Origin of the sequence: Pseudanabaena biceps PCC 7429, from assembly GCF_000332215.1 — a bacterium.
Taxonomy (GTDB): Bacteria; Cyanobacteriota; Cyanobacteriia; order Pseudanabaenales; family Pseudanabaenaceae; genus Pseudanabaena; species Pseudanabaena biceps.
Genome location: NZ_ALWB01000080.1, coordinates 1 through 19,598 on the forward strand (window position 1 = coordinate 1; position 19,598 = coordinate 19,598).

15 protein-coding genes and 1 pseudogene are annotated in these 19,598 nt (G+C 42.4%); 10 read left to right on the plus strand and 6 right to left on the minus strand.

What is annotated here, in order from left to right:
* From PSE7429_RS28160 to PSE7429_RS10695, 5 genes and pseudogenes are all read right to left on the minus strand, one after another.
* A pseudogene (locus PSE7429_RS28160) lies at positions 1-377 on the minus strand (IS1/IS1595 family N-terminal zinc-binding domain-containing protein); the annotation flags it as partial.
* A gap of 119 nt (positions 378-496) precedes the next feature.
* Entirely contained in the window at positions 497-2,359 is a 1,863-nt protein-coding gene (ftsH, locus tag PSE7429_RS10680; protein WP_009627183.1) for an ATP-dependent zinc metalloprotease FtsH, read from the minus strand.
* Between the two features lie 149 nt (positions 2,360-2,508).
* Positions 2,509-4,761, minus strand: a complete 2,253-nt coding sequence (locus tag PSE7429_RS10685; protein ID WP_009627185.1) for a caspase family protein — start codon at positions 4,759-4,761, stop codon at positions 2,509-2,511.
* Positions 4,762-4,858: 97 nt separating this feature from the next.
* Positions 4,859-7,201, minus strand: a complete 2,343-nt coding sequence (locus PSE7429_RS23550) for an ATP-binding protein (protein ID WP_009627186.1) — start codon at positions 7,199-7,201, stop codon at positions 4,859-4,861.
* A gap of 7 nt (positions 7,202-7,208) precedes the next feature.
* The gene (locus PSE7429_RS10695) at positions 7,209-8,084 is read right to left on the minus strand and encodes an Rpn family recombination-promoting nuclease/putative transposase (RefSeq protein WP_009627187.1); all 876 of its coding nucleotides are present in this window, start codon (positions 8,082-8,084) and stop codon (positions 7,209-7,211) included.
* A 364-nt stretch (positions 8,085-8,448) separates the two neighbouring features.
* On the opposite strand from PSE7429_RS10695, the gene PSE7429_RS10700 reads away from it, so the two are divergent.
* The 8 genes from PSE7429_RS10700 to hemW all read left to right on the plus strand — a co-directional run bounded on the left by PSE7429_RS10700 (position 8,449) and on the right by hemW (position 15,939).
* Positions 8,449-9,000 carry a hypothetical protein gene (locus PSE7429_RS10700; protein ID WP_144052505.1) on the plus strand — a complete coding sequence of 184 codons (552 nt, stop codon included), beginning with the start codon at positions 8,449-8,451 and terminating at the stop codon, positions 8,998-9,000.
* A gap of 208 nt (positions 9,001-9,208) precedes the next feature.
* Positions 9,209-10,000, plus strand: a complete 792-nt coding sequence (locus PSE7429_RS10705) for a WD40 repeat domain-containing protein (RefSeq protein ID WP_009627189.1) — start codon at positions 9,209-9,211, stop codon at positions 9,998-10,000.
* Positions 9,993-12,461: a tetratricopeptide repeat protein gene (locus PSE7429_RS10710; RefSeq protein ID WP_009627190.1), complete on the plus strand. Its 2,469-nt coding sequence runs from the start codon at positions 9,993-9,995 to the stop codon at positions 12,459-12,461. The genes PSE7429_RS10705 and PSE7429_RS10710 overlap by 8 nt, the downstream gene beginning before the upstream one ends.
* Before the next feature lie 102 nt (positions 12,462-12,563).
* Positions 12,564-13,343 (plus strand): hypothetical protein, encoded by a 780-nt coding sequence (locus tag PSE7429_RS10715; RefSeq protein ID WP_144052506.1) that lies wholly within the window; start codon positions 12,564-12,566, stop codon positions 13,341-13,343.
* A 91-nt stretch (positions 13,344-13,434) separates the two neighbouring features.
* Complete coding sequence (locus PSE7429_RS10720) at positions 13,435-13,731, plus strand: DUF433 domain-containing protein (protein WP_009627192.1); 297 nt, start codon at positions 13,435-13,437, stop codon at positions 13,729-13,731.
* Positions 13,728-14,072, plus strand: a complete 345-nt coding sequence (locus tag PSE7429_RS10725; RefSeq protein WP_009627193.1) for a DUF5615 family PIN-like protein — start codon at positions 13,728-13,730, stop codon at positions 14,070-14,072. Before PSE7429_RS10720 ends, PSE7429_RS10725 begins: the two co-directional genes overlap by 4 nt.
* A 48-nt stretch (positions 14,073-14,120) precedes the next feature.
* Entirely contained in the window at positions 14,121-14,498 is a 378-nt protein-coding gene (locus PSE7429_RS10730; protein WP_009627194.1) for a hypothetical protein, read from the plus strand.
* Positions 14,499-14,763: 265 nt separating this feature from the next.
* Positions 14,764-15,939, plus strand: a complete 1,176-nt coding sequence (gene hemW / locus PSE7429_RS10735) for a radical SAM family heme chaperone HemW (protein ID WP_009627195.1) — start codon at positions 14,764-14,766, stop codon at positions 15,937-15,939.
* Between the two features lie 74 nt (positions 15,940-16,013).
* Here hemW and PSE7429_RS10740 read toward each other — a convergent pair whose 3' ends face one another.
* Complete coding sequence (locus PSE7429_RS10740; RefSeq protein ID WP_009627196.1) at positions 16,014-17,270, minus strand: DUF58 domain-containing protein; 1,257 nt, start codon at positions 17,268-17,270, stop codon at positions 16,014-16,016.
* A 574-nt stretch (positions 17,271-17,844) separates the two neighbouring features.
* Between PSE7429_RS10740 and PSE7429_RS10745 the strand changes: the two genes are divergently transcribed.
* Positions 17,845-19,128, plus strand: coding sequence for an ATP-binding protein (locus PSE7429_RS10745; RefSeq protein ID WP_009627197.1), 1,284 nt, complete (start codon positions 17,845-17,847; stop codon positions 19,126-19,128).
* Between the two features lie 9 nt (positions 19,129-19,137).
* Positions 19,138-19,512 (plus strand): response regulator, encoded by a 375-nt coding sequence (locus tag PSE7429_RS10750; RefSeq protein WP_009627198.1) that lies wholly within the window; start codon positions 19,138-19,140, stop codon positions 19,510-19,512.
* Positions 19,513-19,598: the final 86 nt, after the last annotated feature.

The window sequence follows — 19,598 nt, forward strand, 5'->3', positions numbered from 1 at the left end:
ATTGCCTTTGTCGTCCACAAAGACCATAATTCATCCATCTGTACGATCAAACGGCGTTTTGGTTTTGGTTTCTACCTCCACCTGCTGAGGAACGTTTTCATATTTATGATTGACGTAACTCTGCAACCATTTCTCTGAGACCTTGAGGACTCTAGCTATTCCAGCTAGTGGGATTTTTTCTAGCAGTAGTCTCTCTAAAAGGTCATAAGTGTCTTGGATACGCTCTGAAACTCTCTGCCACTGTGGATTTTCTACAAATTGACGACCACAGTCCCGACATTTATAATTTTGTTTGCCATGCCGAGTACTACCGTTTTAACCACTGATACGGACTGGCAGGATGGACATGATGGACTTGATGGACTTGACTCTGACATTGCTTTAATCTGTAACAACCATCTAGATATTTTCCCTCATCCTTTCCTTTTTAGGACTACCAGGTTTTGAGATTCCCAAAATGGCGCTGCCATTTTGGGAATTGGTATTAAAGAGATTACTATACGTTAACTTCAGCGGGTTTAACTTGGGCTAGTAAACCAGTGAGGAATTCTCCTTCGATCACTTCCGTTTCTAAGAGCTTCTCAGAGATGGACTCTAGCAGATCGCGATTTGCATTGAGAATCGCTAGTGCCTTCGCATGGGCATTCTCGACGATCGCTTTGATTTCTTTGTCGATCGCTTCCGAAGTCGCAGGGCTGACATTGCGGGCCATCTCCATACCACCGAGGAATTGATTTTGTTGCTTTTGGTAGGCAAGGGGACCTAAAACTTCACTCATACCGTAGCTAGTTACCATCTTATCTGCGAGTTCCGTAGCCCGTTGGAGATCGTTCGATGCGCCAGTGGTAATGCTACCAAAGATAATTTCCTCTGCCGATCTTCCACCGAGGAGAGTCGCAATTTGGGATTCGATTTCTTCTTTGCTTAACAGGAAGCGATCTTCCGTTGGTAATTGCAAGGTGTAGCCGAGAGCTGCCATACCGCGAGGCACGATTGAGATTTTCTCAACTTTGCCGCTACTGGAGTTAAGCGCTCCGACGAGAGCATGACCAACTTCGTGATAGGCGACGATCCGTTTCTCGTTCTCATTAAGAACGCGACTCTTCTTTTCTAGCCCCGCAACTACACGTTCTACCGCCTCGGCAAAATCTTCAAGTAAGACCGTTTCGCGTCCAGCACGAGCCGCAAGGAGAGCAGCCTCATTTACGAGGTTAGCAAGGTCAGCCCCCGCAAAACCAGAAGTACGTGTGGCGATCGTTTCTAGGTCAACACTCTTGTCGAGGGTGACTTTCGCAGCATGGATTTTGAGAATTGCTAAGCGTCCGCTCTTGTCAGGGCGATCAACTAAAACTTGGCGATCGAAACGACCTGGACGTAATAGGGCTTGGTCGAGGGTTTCAGGACGATTAGTTGCAGCAAGCACGATTACTGTCGTTCCATCTACTCCAAAACCATCCATTTCCGTAAGCAATTGGTTGAGAGTCTGTTCGCGTTCGTCGTTACCGCCGTACATACCGCCGCTAGAACGCGCCTTACCGATCGCATCAAGTTCATCGATAAAGATGATACAAGGCGATTGTTTCTTGGCTTGCTCGAACAAATCGCGGACGCGGGAAGAACCAACACCAACAAAGAGTTCCACAAATTCGGAACCAGAGATACTGAAGAAGGGAACACCTGCTTCACCTGCTACAGCTTTAGCAAGCAGAGTTTTACCAGTTCCAGGAGGGCCTACTAGCAATACGCCTTTAGGAATCTTTGCACCGATTTTGGTGTATTTCTCAGGAGTTTTCAGGAACTGCACAATTTCTTGAAGTTCTTGCTTGGCTTCATCAACACCAGCCACATCGGCAAACATGGTTTTAGTTGCTTCACCCTCGACATAGACCTTTGCCTTGCTCTTGCCAATTTGCAAGCCACCAGGAGCGCCACCGCCACCGTTACGGCTGAAGAGTTGGAAGATACCGACAAAAATTAAGGGGGGAATTACCCAGCTAAGTAATGTCCCGAACCAGCCTGATTTCTGGACAGGTGCGGCGGCAAATTCGACCCCACTCTTTTCAAGTCGCTCAGGCAAATTTAAGTCAAAAATTGGGGTGGTGGAGATGACATCGCCAGGGATGTCAGGGGTGACACCTTTTAATTGATAGGTGATTTGGTCTTGTCCGATATATACCCTTGCTACATGTCCTTCTTCGATTTCATGGACAAAGAGACTATAGGGAACTCGCGCCACTGGTGGGGCAAATAGATTTGGTAAAAAGATGTTTATTATGAGCAATCCTGCACCGATCAGCAATAGGACATTGCCAATCAGTCTTGCCCGCGATCGCTTGGGATCTTCTTTTTTAACAGCCATTTTTTTTATTTACAATTTGTTACTAAAGTCATTATAGAAATGTTGGCTTAAGGTTACTAGAGCGAGAACGTAGGGATAGCCGTCTGTATCCGCAGGTAGAGAAGCAATTTTTGATTTTGTTGGGTAATACATTTGGCTCCAGCGATAAATTAGGCGACTTGATAACTGAAATTGAAAGTTGCCCATTGCTGGACATCGAGCATCCATGTATTGCTGATATTGCCGAAGTTCCCCAAGTCCGATGGCTTTCCTGCGCGATCGAGATCTTCGAGTAGAGCCTGAGCGACTTGTAATGGGTTGGGAAGCGCAATCAAGCCACTGAGAGAGGAGGCTTGGCGCTGGGATGTTTCTAAAATCTTTGCCACTTGTAGAAGGGGCGATCGGCTGATTACTACATAGACATCCACCATACCCTTCGGTGCGGAGATGGCCCAACTCATTGGTAATTTGGGATTGGGGATGGTTAGGGTTTCCGATGGGGCAATAATGCCATCGCTAGCGTAAGGAGGCGTGGAAAAGTTAGGGGTGAGAATCCTACTGCGCGGATCGAGGCAAAAAATTCTTGTATATAAAGGATATTCGCTAAAGTTTTCAATTTGGCATTCGAGGCGATCGCCAATGTTAATGGGTTTGGTGCGAACGGAGTTGCTAATAGGATTTTTAGTAATGAGAGCAGCCCGCGCAGCCGATTTGCTAGCGAGGATCGCTAAGCGCTCATCGACACCAATGGTTGCCTTGAGGGTAACACGAGCCTCGAGATGGGTCGATGCTTGATTTTCTGTAACGCGAATCAGTTTTGCCGCGAGGAGGCTTTCGAGAAAGGGCTGTAAACGCTTAATCGCGACTCCTACGGACTCACCGACGGAGCCGAAGGAACCGAGGATTGGCGTATGCCCAACGGTAAATAAGCCATAGCTTGCGGATTGGACACCAAAGAGACAATCAGCGCATTGTTCGTTTGCGTTTACCCCAAACATATTGGGTAAGGTGGAGAAGGAACTAGTAGCATCAACCCGTTCAATTTTGCTCAAGCCATTATCAAGGGCGATCGCTAATTTGACATTATGGGAAATTGCACGCATGACCTCTTGGAGCAATTGCCCTGTTTCCAGTGGTTGATTGTTATTGCGATCGCTTAAAATTTCAACTTTGCCGTTAAATCCATTGCGTGATTTAAGTTGAACAGTTGCTTGAGGATTGGGCGCGATGATTGGCAGTCTCTTGGGAGCAGAATCTGTAACGGCATTATCGTCATTATTTGATTTGTTATTTAATTTGTTATTTGATTTTTCATTTATTGGATTGGGAATGATGGACGATGCCATCACATTCAAGATCGAACCAACTTCATAATTGCTCAAAACGGCAATCGGTAAACCTGCAAGATAGACTTCGGCGGTGTGGCGATCGCTCGTGACGTTGGTAATCACCCCATCAGAGCCAAATTCGGGAATTGGTAACATCTCGGCGAAGGTCGTTTTGGGGATCGCTTTCTGTTTGCTTGCGTCAATTCCCCACATAGCGGCAACCTGCTTATCGATACTGAGGTTATCGTTGTGTAGCGCGCGGCGATCGAGGGTAGTAGCGAGATCACTCATCACGACATGGACTGTGGTGGCGGGAACGATCTGCCAGAGTTGTTGTACCAAAGCATAGGTAAATGCACCGCTACTAAAGCCTGACCATTGGGCATCGGCGCAAAGCATTTCGCCTGATGCGGCCCGTAAATTGGTACCCTTCGGTTCGGGGGACAGGAGGGTGGGCTTTTCCGTCTTTTCTATTTCTGGTTGCCAGTTTTTTAATCCGATTCGCGATCGCAAACGGAAATTGCCAAGTTCGGACATATTTGGATAATAGAAACCTGCATCGACAATGCTTAACAGGCGATCAGTGGCGATCGCCTGTAGCCAACCCTGCCATTCCTGTTCCGTAATATCCTGCAAATTTTCGAGATTTTGTGGCAAGCCGCTATCAACGGGGACGAGGGTATTGTAATTTCCCAGACGCGAACCATGACCGCTAAAGTGAATGATTACCAAGTCATCGGGTAGGGTTTGCGCGACTAAATGTTCGGAAATAGCGTTACTAATATTATTGCGGGTAGCTTCTAGATCGGTCAAAGTGACTATATCCTGTGGGGCAAATCCAAAGCGATATATCAATAATTCCTTTTGTAATTCCACATCATTGATACAGCCCTGTAAAGGGAGCCATCCTGCGTTACTATCTTCTTTTGCTTCGTATTGATTGATACCAATTAATAACGCTCGCTTGCGTTGCTGTCCATTTGCTTGACGGACATATTGCTCGGCAGCAAATGCCACGCGATCGCGAGTAAGAAATTGCCATCCGATCAGACTGGTCAGACTAGCTTGCAAGAATTGTCGCCGTGCAATTCCCATGTTTATGCCGTGAATTCCTATTCTTTTTTGACGCTCGCATTTCTAATTAAAGCCGATTCAAGGTACCTCTTTTCAGTTATTTTGTCAGATTTTTTAGTTAGCTTTCTTTATGAGTAAAATTACTCATCTCTAGAAATTTTTCCATTTGGATCATTTCCGATCTCATACCTAAACGCACAAACCCATCCTTTGCTTTAAGTCCCCATTCTTGCGCCTGCTCAATATTGCCTTTAGCGAATTCGAGCCGAGCATAGCAGCGCTCAAAAAAGGCAATTCTTTGACGATCGTGATTACGTTCGGCGGCGATAAATCCAGTCATTAATAATTTTTCCGCTTTTGTGAAATCGCCTTCGATGATGGCGATATCTGCTAACCAGCCTCTTGTGTAATTGGTATAGCGTTGCCACTGAATCGCTAAGGCTAAATCTAGGGCATTTTGATAGAGTTCTTTTGCTTTAGCATAATTTTGTTCTTGATAGCAAAGATCGGCTTTGGTGGATAAAGCATAAATCTGAAAGCGAGTGCGATCGGGATCTTCTAGTTCTAATCTGAGGTGATCGCAAGTCTCATTCCATTGACGTGCAGTTGTGTAATTCCCTTTGCGAATATGCAAAATTGCTAGATTGTCAGCAATTTCACAGCGTGTAAACATCGTGCCATAGTCATTACTGAGTTGCCATCCATAGGACAAATGATGTTCTGCATAGTCAAGTTGTCCCATCATTAGCATGATCCATCCACTCATCGCTCTTAGTTGGACAACTGTGAGCCAGTCTTCCCGCCGTTCGCCTGATTCAACTACCCATCCTAAAACTGCCATGCCACGATCCCAGTGACCATATAGATAGAGGTAATAGGCAAGACTAATCCCAATATCGCGTCCATCAGCATAGCGATCGCGAATCGCGCACCAATCGAGAACAGAGGCAAGATTTTCCCATTCTGCTTCTAGATAGTCATACTGTGAATGCCAATCTCCCCAATCTTTACCACCATATTTCTGAGAGAAGTCTAAATGCCAATTAATCCAGCGATCGCGCATTTCTACTTCTCTTTCGCTTTGCTTTTCTAATTCTTGTAGGGCGTATTCGCGGGTAAGTGATGAGATTCCATAGCGCTCTCCCTCTTGAAAAATCAAAGATAGTCTCTGCAATTTTGTTAAACTTTCACTAGCAACTACATCACTTGCATCTAATCCTGCTACAGCAACTAGCGCCTCACGCATAGGGCTTTGATGAAACAAGGCGATCGCTAGTAGCAGTTGATAGGCAGGTCTTTGCGAAATAGATTGAATCGAAGTTTCAAAACAAAACCTACCAATATCTGCAAATAATCTGATAGAAGGATCGATTAGTCTCGCAAAAGGGAACCCATTAGCCAGTTGACCAATCGCATAAATCATTGCTATGGGAAGACCTCCAAGGCGTTGATGTAGCTGTATTATTTCGTTATCGTTAAGACTGACACCTTTCTCGGTAATCTGTTGACGAATTAATTGCAAACTATCAATTTCTACTAAGGCTTCTAAACGCAGTGGTGCATAAACAATTTGCTGTTCTCGACTGGTGATAATTGCTTTAGTTGTATTTGGTAAGTCGTTAAGAAAGCTAATGATTTTGTCTTTATCTTCTATAGTCTCTAGGTTATCAATTATCAATAGTGTAGTCTGGGCAGACAAGGCTTCTTTGACTTTTTGAAACTGTTCTATGGGGGCAATCGCTTGGGTAATTGCAGGCGTATTAAGGGTAGTAGCGATCGCTTGGAAGATATCGAGTAAACTAACCTGACGTTTGAGCTTTGCCGTAATTCCTGTGGGCAATAGATTGCTCTCTTTTGCGGAAACAAAGATAATTGCCTCAAATTGCGGTGGTAAAACTTCTAAATCTGGCGTACTCAGTAACTTGAAATTACCTTTAGTCTCGCGTAAATATCGATATTCTAAACATAGGTATGCTGCCTGAAGTACAAGGGCAGTTTTGCCAACGCCACCCATGCCACTGACGGTAACAATTGGCGCTCGATAGTCTAGTGACATGACGCGCAGCAGTTGTTCAAGTTCGCTTTTGCGTCCTAGAAATTCATTGGTTTGGTGCGGTAGTCGTTGTTTTGGTAAACAAAGTAAAGCAGTGCGATCTAGGCGATCAATTTTGGTTGTTGATTTAGTTGAGGTATTTAGGCGATCGCGTTTCCGAGAGTTCTTTGGAGTAAGTTTAATTGCTTCACTACTGTCTACAATTTCCTTCCAATTTTCAATCCCGACAGCTTGACAAATCCTGATAAAAGAGTCATCACCAATATCTTCACCAGACAGAAAGCGCTTGAGTCCAGAAACAGAGACGGTGGCAGCCTGACACCAGCGCGTATCTTGTCGCTTCCAGCATTTTTTGAGTCTCGCCTCATGGATTTTTTCTAAGCCTTGAACTGACGCTTTTAAGGGCATGGCGGATTTATTTGTCAGCAATTAGTTTTTTTTGTGATCGGCGAGGCGATTTGGCTGGCTGAACCTGTTTTTCAGAGAGTTTTTGTAATTTTTGAATTTGTTTTAGACTTAGCCCTGTAACTTGAGCAATTATCTCTTGAGAAATATTGGAACGTAGCATATTAATCGCAATCTGGTTAGTTGCTTCAGCTTTGCCTTTAACTTCGCCTTTAGCCAAACCTTTGGCTAAACCTTTAGCTTCTCCCTCTGCTAAACCTTCTAGTAATATTTCCTGATAAATTACTGACTCTTTCATGATTTCACTCCTGAGTAATCTTTGCACGATTTCCTTGTTTAATGCTAACCCAGAAATAATTGACGTAGCCGCAGCGACATCACTTTTTACTTTTTTATCCTCAATCTTGTCAATGAGTTTGGTAATGTCTCGCAATGTTGCCTCTGGATTGGTTGTTTTAGTTAAAACTGCTAGGGGTAAGAGTCCTTGATACTGTTGAAAGGTTTCGGTGGGCTGCTCCCAGAGACGGATGACGTTAAATTCATGATTGAGTTTTGTGGAGTTAAAGCTAGTTTGGTAAGCAAGGGGTGAGTTAGTTGGCTTTAAATAAATTACAGTTTGATGAATTTCTCGGTTGGGATATTTGCCGTAAAGTCTCAGCCAATAGTTCGCCATCCGATACGTCATTGTGTCATCGGTTTTGGTCTGAAATTCGAGATGGACGATAATTTCTGTTGATTCTAAAAGGATCACAGAGTCAGCACGGATCGGATCGCTTGCAAGTTCTGATGGTTCGAGTTTGGCTAACTCTATGGGTTTACCCAAAAGCCATGTCGCGAAGTCTGTGGGAAAGTTTTCGACTAAGAATTTGCAGGTATTGTCGTACATCTATAGAGCTAACTCTTGGATAAGAAGGGTGTAAGCTACCTGTCAAGTCATGTTATCAGTAATTATTTGAATTTCATGATTATTTGAACAGAATGATTTAATTTTTTATTTGCCTAGTAATTCCAATATAACCAGATAAGGCTTTTTAAAATACACGAATATTTTAAAATAGCGATTATCTTAATTATTTTTTCGAGATCAATTAATAATAGTTAAACTAAGAGTTTTTTTGGATTGGATAAATTTAAATGAGCTAAATTGAACCAAAAGAATAACTAAATTGAACTACTTTAATTAAAGCTTTTTTACTATATTGAGGTACTCAGAAAAAGTCCAGTACAGAAAATAAGGGTAACTTATGTTTTTGAGATTTAGATTTTTACCAATTCTAGTTAGTCTATCAGTTTGTACAGTTATTGGCAGTAACTCTCTTCTTGCTAAATCTTTGAATGACAACAAAGAGTCAAGTTTATATACTTCTTACTCTCAAACAATAATTGCCCAAGCAGTTGTCGCAACAGTCAATTCTGGGACTGATCAGGTTGCTGATGGAGTATACATGCAAACTAGTGTAACTGTATTTAGTGATGGAACTATTTCAGGAGGTACCCATTCATGGACTAACAATAAACTGCAAGGTGCTCATGGTACTGTAGGAATCATATTGTTTGATAGAAATGGAACTTGGCTTCATGTTTCTGCTCCAACTCAGTGCGGTGTTGCCGGTCGATGGGATCAGTCAGGACCTTCCGATAGAACTTGTCCTTTCTCTGTTGAAGTCCCTATGAGATATTTTAGGAGGGCTGCCAGCATTGCTATTGTTCATCAAAATGCAGGAGGTAGTCAGATTTTAGAATGGATGAAATCTAATAGTTCTCAATTATTGGGCATTGCCTCTGCATTAGTTCTTCTATAATCCAGACCGCATATGCAGAAACTATTGATTAACCTTGACGGGAGTTTCCAATCAAGGTTAGCTAGGAAAGGATTAGTTAATCAGGCTTCAATCAATCTAGTTAGTCAATCTTCAATAATAGTTTGACTTGCAATAGTGAAATGATTGAAGGTGGGCATTGCCCACCTTCAATCATTTCACTAGCATTATTTAATGAAAATAATAAAAAATGATTTTTGCGCGATCATCTCTCCTATCCCATATTTCATTGTTGAATATCTTCCCACTACTACAAAAGGGGGGATTAGTAGTTTGTCTATTAGCGATCGCCTTTATCCCAGTTGACACACAAGCAGAAACCGCCAAACTGGGAAATACTGAGAAATCGCCTCAACAAGAAACAAAAAAATCTCTAATTACTGAGTGGAAAAATCCTCGTCTAGTTTACACAATAGATATTTTGACTGATGCAGAAAAAGGTGAAAAAAATCTGTATGGAAATCACCTAACGCTGGGGAGACCATATCCTTTAGCATTCAGTCCAGATGGGAAAATTCTAGCTAGTGGAGGCGTTAACACAATCCGCTTGTGGGATTTTCAAGCTGGCAATGAGATTAGTGAACCGCTATTTTCAGTACAGGGTTTGAGACCATTAGGAATTAGTTTAATCTCCTTTAGTTCTGACGGAAAACTTGTAAATGTTTTTAGCTTTGGAAGAGAAATATCAGCATCTAATCGTAGAGAGTTTTCTTTTGTCGAACCTATAGAAGAAGTTTGGAATCATTCGACTCGAACTAGAATTTCTTCGGGACTTCCAAGCGATCAAACTAAACAGACGCTTCACCAGACGCTTTTCTCAACTCTTGATAAATCTTTGGCAGGAAGGTTATCCAAAGAAATTCAACAGATGATTGAATCTCAACATGACGGTGAGATTTACTCTGTAGTGCTTTCTGCTGACGAAAAAATGCTTTTAACAAGTGGAAAAGATGCCAAGATTCGGATCTGGCGCAATGATTAAAAGTGTAGTTTTAGGTGCTAAACAAGTGAATATAAATTTTAGGCGATCGACTCTCGTATTTTGGCTTACATCATTGAGTATTTTCTCATATGTAACTGTTTTGTTTCCTGTTCATGGCATTAATGCAGAGACAAATTCAATTGAATTTACTAAACAGTCATCTAAAAGACTCTCAGCCCAACAACTACACGATCGCGCGATAAAAAAAAGACAAGGTGGAGATTACGAAGGAGCGATCGCTGACTACACAGAGTTAATTCGTCTTGAGCCAACAAATGCTAAGGCGTACAATGATCGCGCTACAGCTAAGAAGGAAATTGCATCTGAGAGAAAATTTGGTGATTTCCAAGCTAAAATTACTGACTTAAAGGGTGCATTAGCAGATAACAACGAAGCTATTCGCCTTGAGCTTCAGAATGCAAGTTTCTATAGCAGTCGTGCTGAAACCAAGCAAAAGATGAATGACTTCAATGGATCGTTAGCCGATTACAAAGAAGCCATGCGCCTTGAACCCTCTAACGATGACTTCTATAGGAATCGAGCGGCTCTTTTTGTTGCAATTAGCGATTATCAAGCAGCACTTGCTGACTATGACGAAGCTATTCGACTTAAACCACGTGGATTTAATTACTTTGTTCGTGCAATTTTCAAAGAGGATCTTATCAAGCAACAATTCAGAGAAACTCCTGAGTTTAAGGATAGCGTTGTTGATGACTATACAAAGTGCATTCAAACCGCAGATAAAAGTTACGATAAGCATATTTTAATTGGATGCTATAACGCTCTAGCTACATTCAATATTGACGAAATACAGGATTATGACGGAGCATTAGCCATCCTAAATGAGGCTATCCGCCTTAATTCAAAAGATTCTTCTCTTTATGCCAGTCGTGCATTCGCCAAGATCGAAACGAGGGACTATCGCGGAGCATTAGCCGATGCCAACGAAGCAATTAGCCTCGATCATAAGTTTGTTCGTGCTTATATCAGTCTCGGTAGAGCAAAGAGTTATTTAAGAGATAATCAAGGCGCACTCGCTGACTATGACCGAGCCTATCCCTTGTTTGATAAGTGGGCACTTAATAATCTAGCCAGAATATCTTACTATCAAGGTTTAGCTCAATCCAGCCTCGGTAATGAGCAAAAAGCCCTAGAAGATTTTGACCGTGCAAGATTTGATTATGAGTGGAACTTACGAAGCAGAGGAGGGAGCAGAAGAGATCGAGAATATTATGCAGATGTACTCCAACGTCCTAAAAAAGCTCCAGTAGAACAAATAAAATCGCCAACACTATCTTATCAAAGTGGTAATGCGAACTCCAGAGTAGGCAATTATAGACAGGCAATCGCTGATTATAGCGAAGCAATTCGTCTCAAGCCTGATTTTGCTGATGCATTTAACAATCGCGGGAACGCAAAGTATAATTTGGAAGACAAACAAGGAGCGATCTCTGACTATAGCGAAGCAATCCGTCTCAAGCCTGATTCTATTAATGCATTTAACAATCGCGGGAATGCAAAGTCTGATTTGGGAGACAAAGAGGGCGCGATTGCCGACTACAACGAAGCCATCCGCATCAAGCCTAATTATGCTGATGCTTACAACGGTCGTGGTAATGCGAAGTCTGCACTGGGAGATCAGCAGGGACCGATCGCCGATTTCAACGAGGCGATTCGGATTTCACCTGACCATTATAAAGCTTACAACAATCGTGGTAATGCTAGGTCTGCATTAGGAGACAAACAGGGAGCGATCGCCGATTTCAACGAAGCCATTCGTCTCAATTCTAACTTTCTCCAAGTTTACAAAAACCGCAGCAATTCTAAAAAATATTTAGGAGATGAACAAGGAGCAATTGCTGATCGAATTGAGTTTATCCAACAGGGGGTGTCGTCAAAAAATGAGAAGGTCGCAATCTCAGACTACGATGAATTAATGCGTCTCGATCCCAGCAATAAGAGCAAATACTATTCTGGTCGTGCACGCATTAAGCTTAAGCTTGAAGATTACCAAGGCGCAATCTCAGACTATAACGAAGTAATTCGTGCTGAACCAAACAATGCAGATTCCTATTCTAGTCGTGCATTTGCCAAGCTTAGGATATCAAACTATCAAGGCGCGATCGACGATTGCACTCAAGCTATTCGCATTTCCCAAGGTTATGAGAATTATGACTATTACTATATTAGAGGAGATGCTAAGTTAGAATTGAAAGATTATCAGGGCGCAATCGATGACTACAATCAAGTAGTCATTAACGGAAGAGCCTATGGTGCATCTTTTTATAAAAATCGTCCATATACCCCACATACTAGGCGTGGAGATGCCAAGATGAGGTTGAAGAATTATCAAGGGGCGCTTGATGACTACACAAGAGCTATTCAATCGTTTCCTGATGTGAAAGATTTTCTAAAATTCCGTGATTTAGCACAGAAAGCTTTAGATGAAATGAGAAAGTAATTCCTAATTCTCTAATCTCAAACGGTAAAAATTGAAAGTGGTAAAGATGACAAAATTCGGATTTGGATTAATGATTAACAATGGAGTTGTAGGCGCTAAAAAATGAGTATAAATTTTAGGCGATCGCTTGTCCTAATAGCCTTAACATCCACCATGTCTACAGGCTGTTCGTTAATCCCCAACTTCTCAAAAAACGAGCCGCCACAAAAAAACAACTTTGCCTCGATCAACCAATGCATCCAAAACTTTGAAATTAGAATTGGTAGCCAATGGCTTGCTACAGCAACTATTCCGCCCAACTGCTTAGAACAGAACCTTCGTATTAAAGAGCTATTGCAAAAAAGCCAAGGCAGAGTTAAAGACACAAAATTTAATAGGGTTGATGTTTCTAATTTGACAGGCACATTCATCAATGATGGCTACAGAGTCAATGGTGATTGGAAACTACAACATCGAGAAGTAATCTTTAAAAATCCCATTAATGATCATACCAACTACACTCCTTGGTCGGACGACACAGGCAACTTTTCTCAAGAGATTTTCATGAGAATTGACAATGGAACTATCGTAGTGCAAGCCACAAATCATTCTCTTAGTCGAGACAAACAAGGGTTGATTAGGGATCTTCTCGGCGATTTTCTTGTCTATGGCAATGGCAACTTTCGAGATCAGCTAGTTGCTCAGGTTAGAGATGGACTAAATGCACTTAATGGTGCGGCGATCGCCGATATGTTGATAGAAAATGGTGCAGCCAAACAACTCACTACCAAAGCCCCGATTAACGAACAGCAGGCAACTATCCTTATTAATAACGCATCGAAAAGAATCAATGCCCGAATTAGTCCTAAAGGCTTAGATATATCTCTCACTTTAAAATCCTAGAGCAATTTTTTATGACATACTTGAATAACCACCATGTCGAGTAGTAACTTATCATACAAGTTAAAGATCCCACCATTGAAGGAGTAAGACTATGCCCGTTCCAATAACTACTCGCTATGTTACCCGCAATCCTCAAATTTTAAGCGGTGAGCCGATTATTATTGGGACTAAAACCACAATCAGAGCGATAGTCGGATTATGGCGCTTAGGGACTTCTCCAGAAGAGATTCCCATTCATCTACCACACTTAACCCTAGCCCAAATTTTTGATGCCTTGAGCTTCTATCAAGACAACCAAGCGGAAATCAATGACTACATCAAACGCAACCATATCCCCGATGAATTAATTCATCCTGCCGTAAAATCTCAGTTTCCCGATTCACAATGAACATCTTTGCTTTGATATATCTTGATGAAGATGTGAGTAATCTTGTGGCAAGGTTGTTGCGATCACGTGGAATAGATGTTCAAACAGTCCAAGAATGTCAAATGTTAGGTAAATCCGATCCTGAGCAATTGAGTTATGCAATTTCTGTGAACCGATGTATTTTGACTCACAATCGAGTTGATTATGAAAAGCTCCATTTACAGTATATAAACCAAAAAGTTGACCATTCAGGAATTATTGTTGTTCCGCAAAAAATCCCCTATGAAATTGTTGCACGCACTATGGTTTTACTCGATAGATTAACTGCTGATGAACTAGAGAATCAGTTGTTTTATATTTGAGATCCCGGTTGAAAAATTTCGTTTAAACTATTCTGATAAAACGCAAATATGGGCTATCTCACAGTTATTAGCGAAACAGGGTTTCCCCATGCGGCTTGCTTATTTGAATATGCAGAAGTCAAGACATGGTGCGGATTTAAACCGAAAATCCCTAAATTTCCTGCGTTTTGGGGCTATGTCGATCGCTCTGATCGTGGAATATATATAAAGAAATCAATCCGCTTTGAAATCCCCGATCGCACCTTACAAAAAGCGATCTCCATCCTAGAAGATAAATATACCGACCACTGGTACGCAATCTGGTTTGGGATCGACTGTATTGACTTTGCGATCGAAGCAGCTAAGTTGTGTGAACTGCGAATTCCCGAACAAAAAAAACTATTCCCTTGCGAGTTAATTCATGATTTGCAGAAATTAAATTTTTAGCTTGGTTAGTTTCTATGCTTAGACATAGATTGAATCTCCTCAATAGTAATGGGATCACTCATGTAAGTAGTTCTGCATATGAGCGAAATCGAAGCATCTCACAACTCATTTAGGATTGCTATATTGAGGAGATGTTGTTAGATGATCGTTCGTCATCTGTCATTTCAGGATTAACCTCAATTGCTGTAAACTATAGAATTGCTTGCCAACTAAAAAAATCAAAAAATCTTTAGATTCATAACCTCATTACACATTAACTATTGCCTTGAGTCAAATCTTTCCAAAGTCTTTATACCTGCATATTCCATTTTGTAAGCGGCGATGTTTTTACTGTGACTTCGCAATTACTACTGGTGGGGAAAATTTGAAACAGCAATATGTTGATGTTCTCTGTCAAGAAATTATACTTACTGTCGAGCAGATTCCACCTAAGGCGACGTTGCAAACAATCTTTTTTGGTGGGGGCACTCCATCTTTGCTAACCGTCCAACAGGTTGCCCAAATCTTAGAAACGATCGCTACATACTTTGCGATCGCTACCGATGCGGAAATATCTTTAGAAGCTAATGCGGGAACTGTTAGTACGGAAAGTTTACAAGGATATCGAAGTTTAGGGGTAAACCGCATTAGTCTTGGCGCACAGGCTTTTCAGCAGGAATTATTGGATGTTTGTGGGCGAGGGCATAGGGTAGAGGATATCTATGCAGCAGTTGACTCCATTCAAAAAGCTGGGTTTGAGAATTTTAGTTTAGACCTAATTTCTGGACTTCCTCATCAATCGATGGCAGATTGGGAATTCTCTCTGAGATCGGCGATCGCTTTACAACCGACCCATTTCTCTATTTATGATCTCATAGTTGAGGAAGGGACTGCATTTGGCAAACGCTATCAAGCAGGCGATCGCCCATTACCCTCAGAATCGCTAACTGTCGAGATGTATCTTGCTGCCCATCGGTTAATGACTGCTAAGGGGTATGAACATTACGAAATCTCTAACTATGCGAAGCCTTCCTATCAAGCTCGGCATAATTTGACCTATTGGTACAATCAACCCTTTTACGGTATGGGTATGGGGGCAACTAGTTATATTAACCGTCAAAGAATCGATCGCCCCCGCAAAATGCGCCCCTATCTCGATGCTATTGCGCAATGGAAATTAGAAGGAATTGGCTTTACGGCTCCCACCATTACGCCTGCGGAGGAGCTAATGGATACATTAATGCAGGGATTGAGATTGGCGGAAGGATTGAGTTTGAACGCTCTAATTACTGCTTTTGGCAGGGAACTATGCGATCGCGCCTGTGAATGTCTGGAGCGCTATCGCGATCGCCATTGGGTCGAGTTTGTCGAATATTCGGAAGATATACGGATTATGTTAGTTTCTCCCGATGGTTGGCTATTTTCCAATATCATCATTGCTGACTTATACGATAATTTATAGCTCAAACCCCAAGAATTGATTGGCGACACTTCGCGCCGCCAATCAATTCTTGGGGTTTATGTCCTACAGGCGATTCAAGTGGCGAGATATCCCTGAAGTTGCGATCGCAAAGACTTATAACTCAAGTCGTCAGCATCGGATATCGTCTCGATTACTAATCCCAGCGCTCGCTGATTGGGAACAGATACTGGAGTCGCTTTTCCTGAAGCTTGCCACAACAGCCATCGACTTCCCAAAGGTAAATAGGCAATACTATCGGTACTGTAGGAGATCCACACAACAGGGAGATCGGGAAGATCCTTGAGAATATCGGTAGGAGTTACCGAACGGTCAGCAATATTCACCGCTGCCAATGTTTCTAAGACGGCCCGATCGCTTTGGACGATCCCTGTATCGCCTGTCCATAGGCGCACGCTTAGCTTGGATTTTTGGGCATAAAAATAGAGAGAAGCTGCTGCTACTACCGCCTCCTCAAAGGCTTCAGGCTGCCATCCTGCGGAATTATCGAGGGCGATCGCTACTTCCTGTCCACCAAGCGTTACTTCCAATTCGCGCACCCGTAATTCCCCAAATTTGGCACTAGTACGCCAATGGATTAATCTAGTCGGATCGCCCCAGCGGTATGGACGTAAAGTTTTGGTTAAGCCTTCCGATGCATTGCTGTAGTTATGTTCGTCGCTATATTGACGGGGGCTGGTGTCCTGTCCTAACTGGTCAACCAAAGGACAGCGATCGAGGGGGATTACCGTGGGATAAACGATCGCCTTTTGTCCTGACGGACAGGCTCGACGACTGCGAAACAGTCCCAAAGGACTAGATGTAGCAATTTCCGTCGATCTAAATAAAAATATACCGCGCTTAGTAGTTTTGGCTTCATAGCTCCACCGATATTCTTGAAGCGGGGCAATTATCTCAATTACTACATCTTGTTGCAGAATATTGGAAAGATTTTCTGGCAGTATATCGCTTACTTCGAGCAGCTTTTTCTCAGTCCGCCCCGTATTTTGAATCGTCAAATCCATCCACAGATCGTCACCGACACTCACAGGATCGATGGGCGATCGCTTTACCACCATTTCTGCTAGCAAGCGCTTGGGCATTACAGCCCCCACAATCAACAATGCAAAACTTACGCCACTAATGACATACAACCATCCCGACAGCGTATTCGTTGCCGCCATAAAGAAAAAGATCGTAAAGGTGCTATACATTCCCCCAATAAATTCTGGTGTCGCAAAGCGCCATTCGAGCCACTTAAAGAAGCGTGCGATCTTAGATGGAGGCTTTTGCCGAGAATTCCGTTGCTTGCGATCGCTGGAGCTACTTGACATATAGGTTTTTGGGCTTATTCTAACGCACAAAGTAAGGTTCTTAATTTAAAGTGTCGAGAGAGCATTTACCAAAACTAAAACAGCGATCGAGCCAGCATAAAATTTGAAAATGAATCTCGCAAAATAAAATACTGACATTACGGTGGCTCCTCAGCTCCTTCACTTTTGATTTCGTATCAGGCTTTCGCAGATCTAGACGTGATTTTCGCCCTTATGGTTGCGTAATTATACTTACTAGCAAATTGCAATTGCGGTGATCGCGATCGCAGGGATCGCCTAAGTGACTGGGCATAATTAAAACTCCAAAACCTTTAGCGTGCGCTAAAGATTTTTGGGGTTTTATATTTAATTGCGCCTAGCTACTTAATAACGTGAGTTCGGATTACTCTGTAAGAAACCATTTAAGAATTACTTTCTACGGTCAAAAACTCTAAGAGATCCCCCTCAATCCCCCTTAAAAAGGGGGAAGAATTAAATTCTCCCCCCTTTTCAAGGGAGGCTGGGGGGGATCTATCCAATTCTTAAATGGTTTCTAAGGATTGGGCGCAAAGCGGTGTAAGTGTAAAATTAACTTATGCCTAAACAGTTATTAATCGCGCATCATTGCGATCGCCCTTACCAATGGTTAGATTTTGAAATGGAACTGATGCAACAACTTGCCGATCAGATTGGTATAGTCCTATCGCAAGCACAGGTTCTAGAGCATTTAGAAGAAATCGTCGAATTGCGTACTGCGGAATTACAGGAGGTCAATCGCAATCTCCAGCAAGAGATTAATGATCGCAAACAAGCGGAAACAGCTCTCCGCCAGAGTGAAGAGCTGTTAAGGCTGATTACTAATGCCTTGCCAGTGCTGATTTCCTATGTCGATGAGAACCAATGTTATCGATTTAACAATCAAGCCTATGAAGATTGGCTAGGCAAGTCTCTATCAGAAATCTATGGCAGTGAGATTAAATCCGTTTGGGGGGATGACTGCTACTCAAGAATACAGCCCCATGTGCAGTTGGTCTTACTAGGTCAGACCGTGACCTATGAAAATGAAATTTTCTTAAAAGATGGTTCTCCCCGCTCCGTGAAAGTTACCTACATTCCCCATGTTGATGAACATAAAAATGTTAAAGGTTTTTTTTCACTAACTGTCGATATTAGCGATCGCAAAGCGATCGAACGCATGAAAGATGAATTGATTGCCTTTGTCAGTCATGAATTGAGAACCCCTTTAACTTCGATGCATAGTGCATTAAAAATTTTAGCAACGGGAAGATTAGGAACCCTTTCAAAAGATGGACAGCAAATTCTGGAAATAGCGGATGACAATACGGAGCGCCTAGTCCGCTTGGTCAATAATGTCCTTGACTTGCAACGCATTGAATCGGGGGAAGTGAAAATGGAGAAACAGGTCTGTAAGGTTTCTACGTTAATGATTCAGGCAACAGAGGCAATGCAGCTAATGGCACAGAATCACGGTGTAGTTTTAGTGGTTGAGCCATTGGATATCAATATTCTTGTGGATTCTGATTACATTGTGCAAGCACTAACCAATCTCATCAGTAATGCGATTAAATTCTCGGCAGTTAACGGTAAGGTATGGCTAACTGCGGAAAATAGACCGAATGCCGAAGTTCTATTTTCGGTTTCTGATGAAGGTCAGGGCATTCCATCGGACAAACTGGAAATTATTTTTGAAAGATTCCAGCAAGTAGACTCCTCTACCTCTCGCCGTAAAGGAGGTACAGGACTGGGATTAACCATCTGTCGCAAGATCGTCGAACAGCATGAGGGTAAAATTTGGGCTGAGAGTACCCTTGGGAAAGGTAGTACTTTTTCGTTTACTCTGCCATTATTAAACCTATGAGCTAAAACTATGCCAATTAAGAGGATTTTGGTAGTTGATGACGAAGAAAGTATTCAAACTGTTGTACGGTTTGGGATTCAGATGGTGGTTGATTGGGAAGTGTTAGTTGCTAGCTCAGGAATGCAATGTATTAAAATAGCTGGTGATGAAAAGCCTGACGCTATTCTGCTCGATGTGATGATGCCTGACATGGACGGGCTCTCTACCTTTAAAGCCCTACAAGCCGATCCCCAAACTGCTCAAATTCCTGTGATTTTTTTAACTGCTAAGGTTCAGACTTCAGAAAGGCGACAATTTAATGACTTACTTGTAAGCGGCGTAATTATGAAACCGTTTAATTCCCTCGATCTGCCTGATCTAATTACGCAAATACTGGATTGGTAAGTCCCCAAAAATTTGTGTAGCTGCCGCCAGTCTTGTTAGGACAAAATTAACCCCCAAAAGAGGGTTGCCGCGCTCCGCGCGGCAAC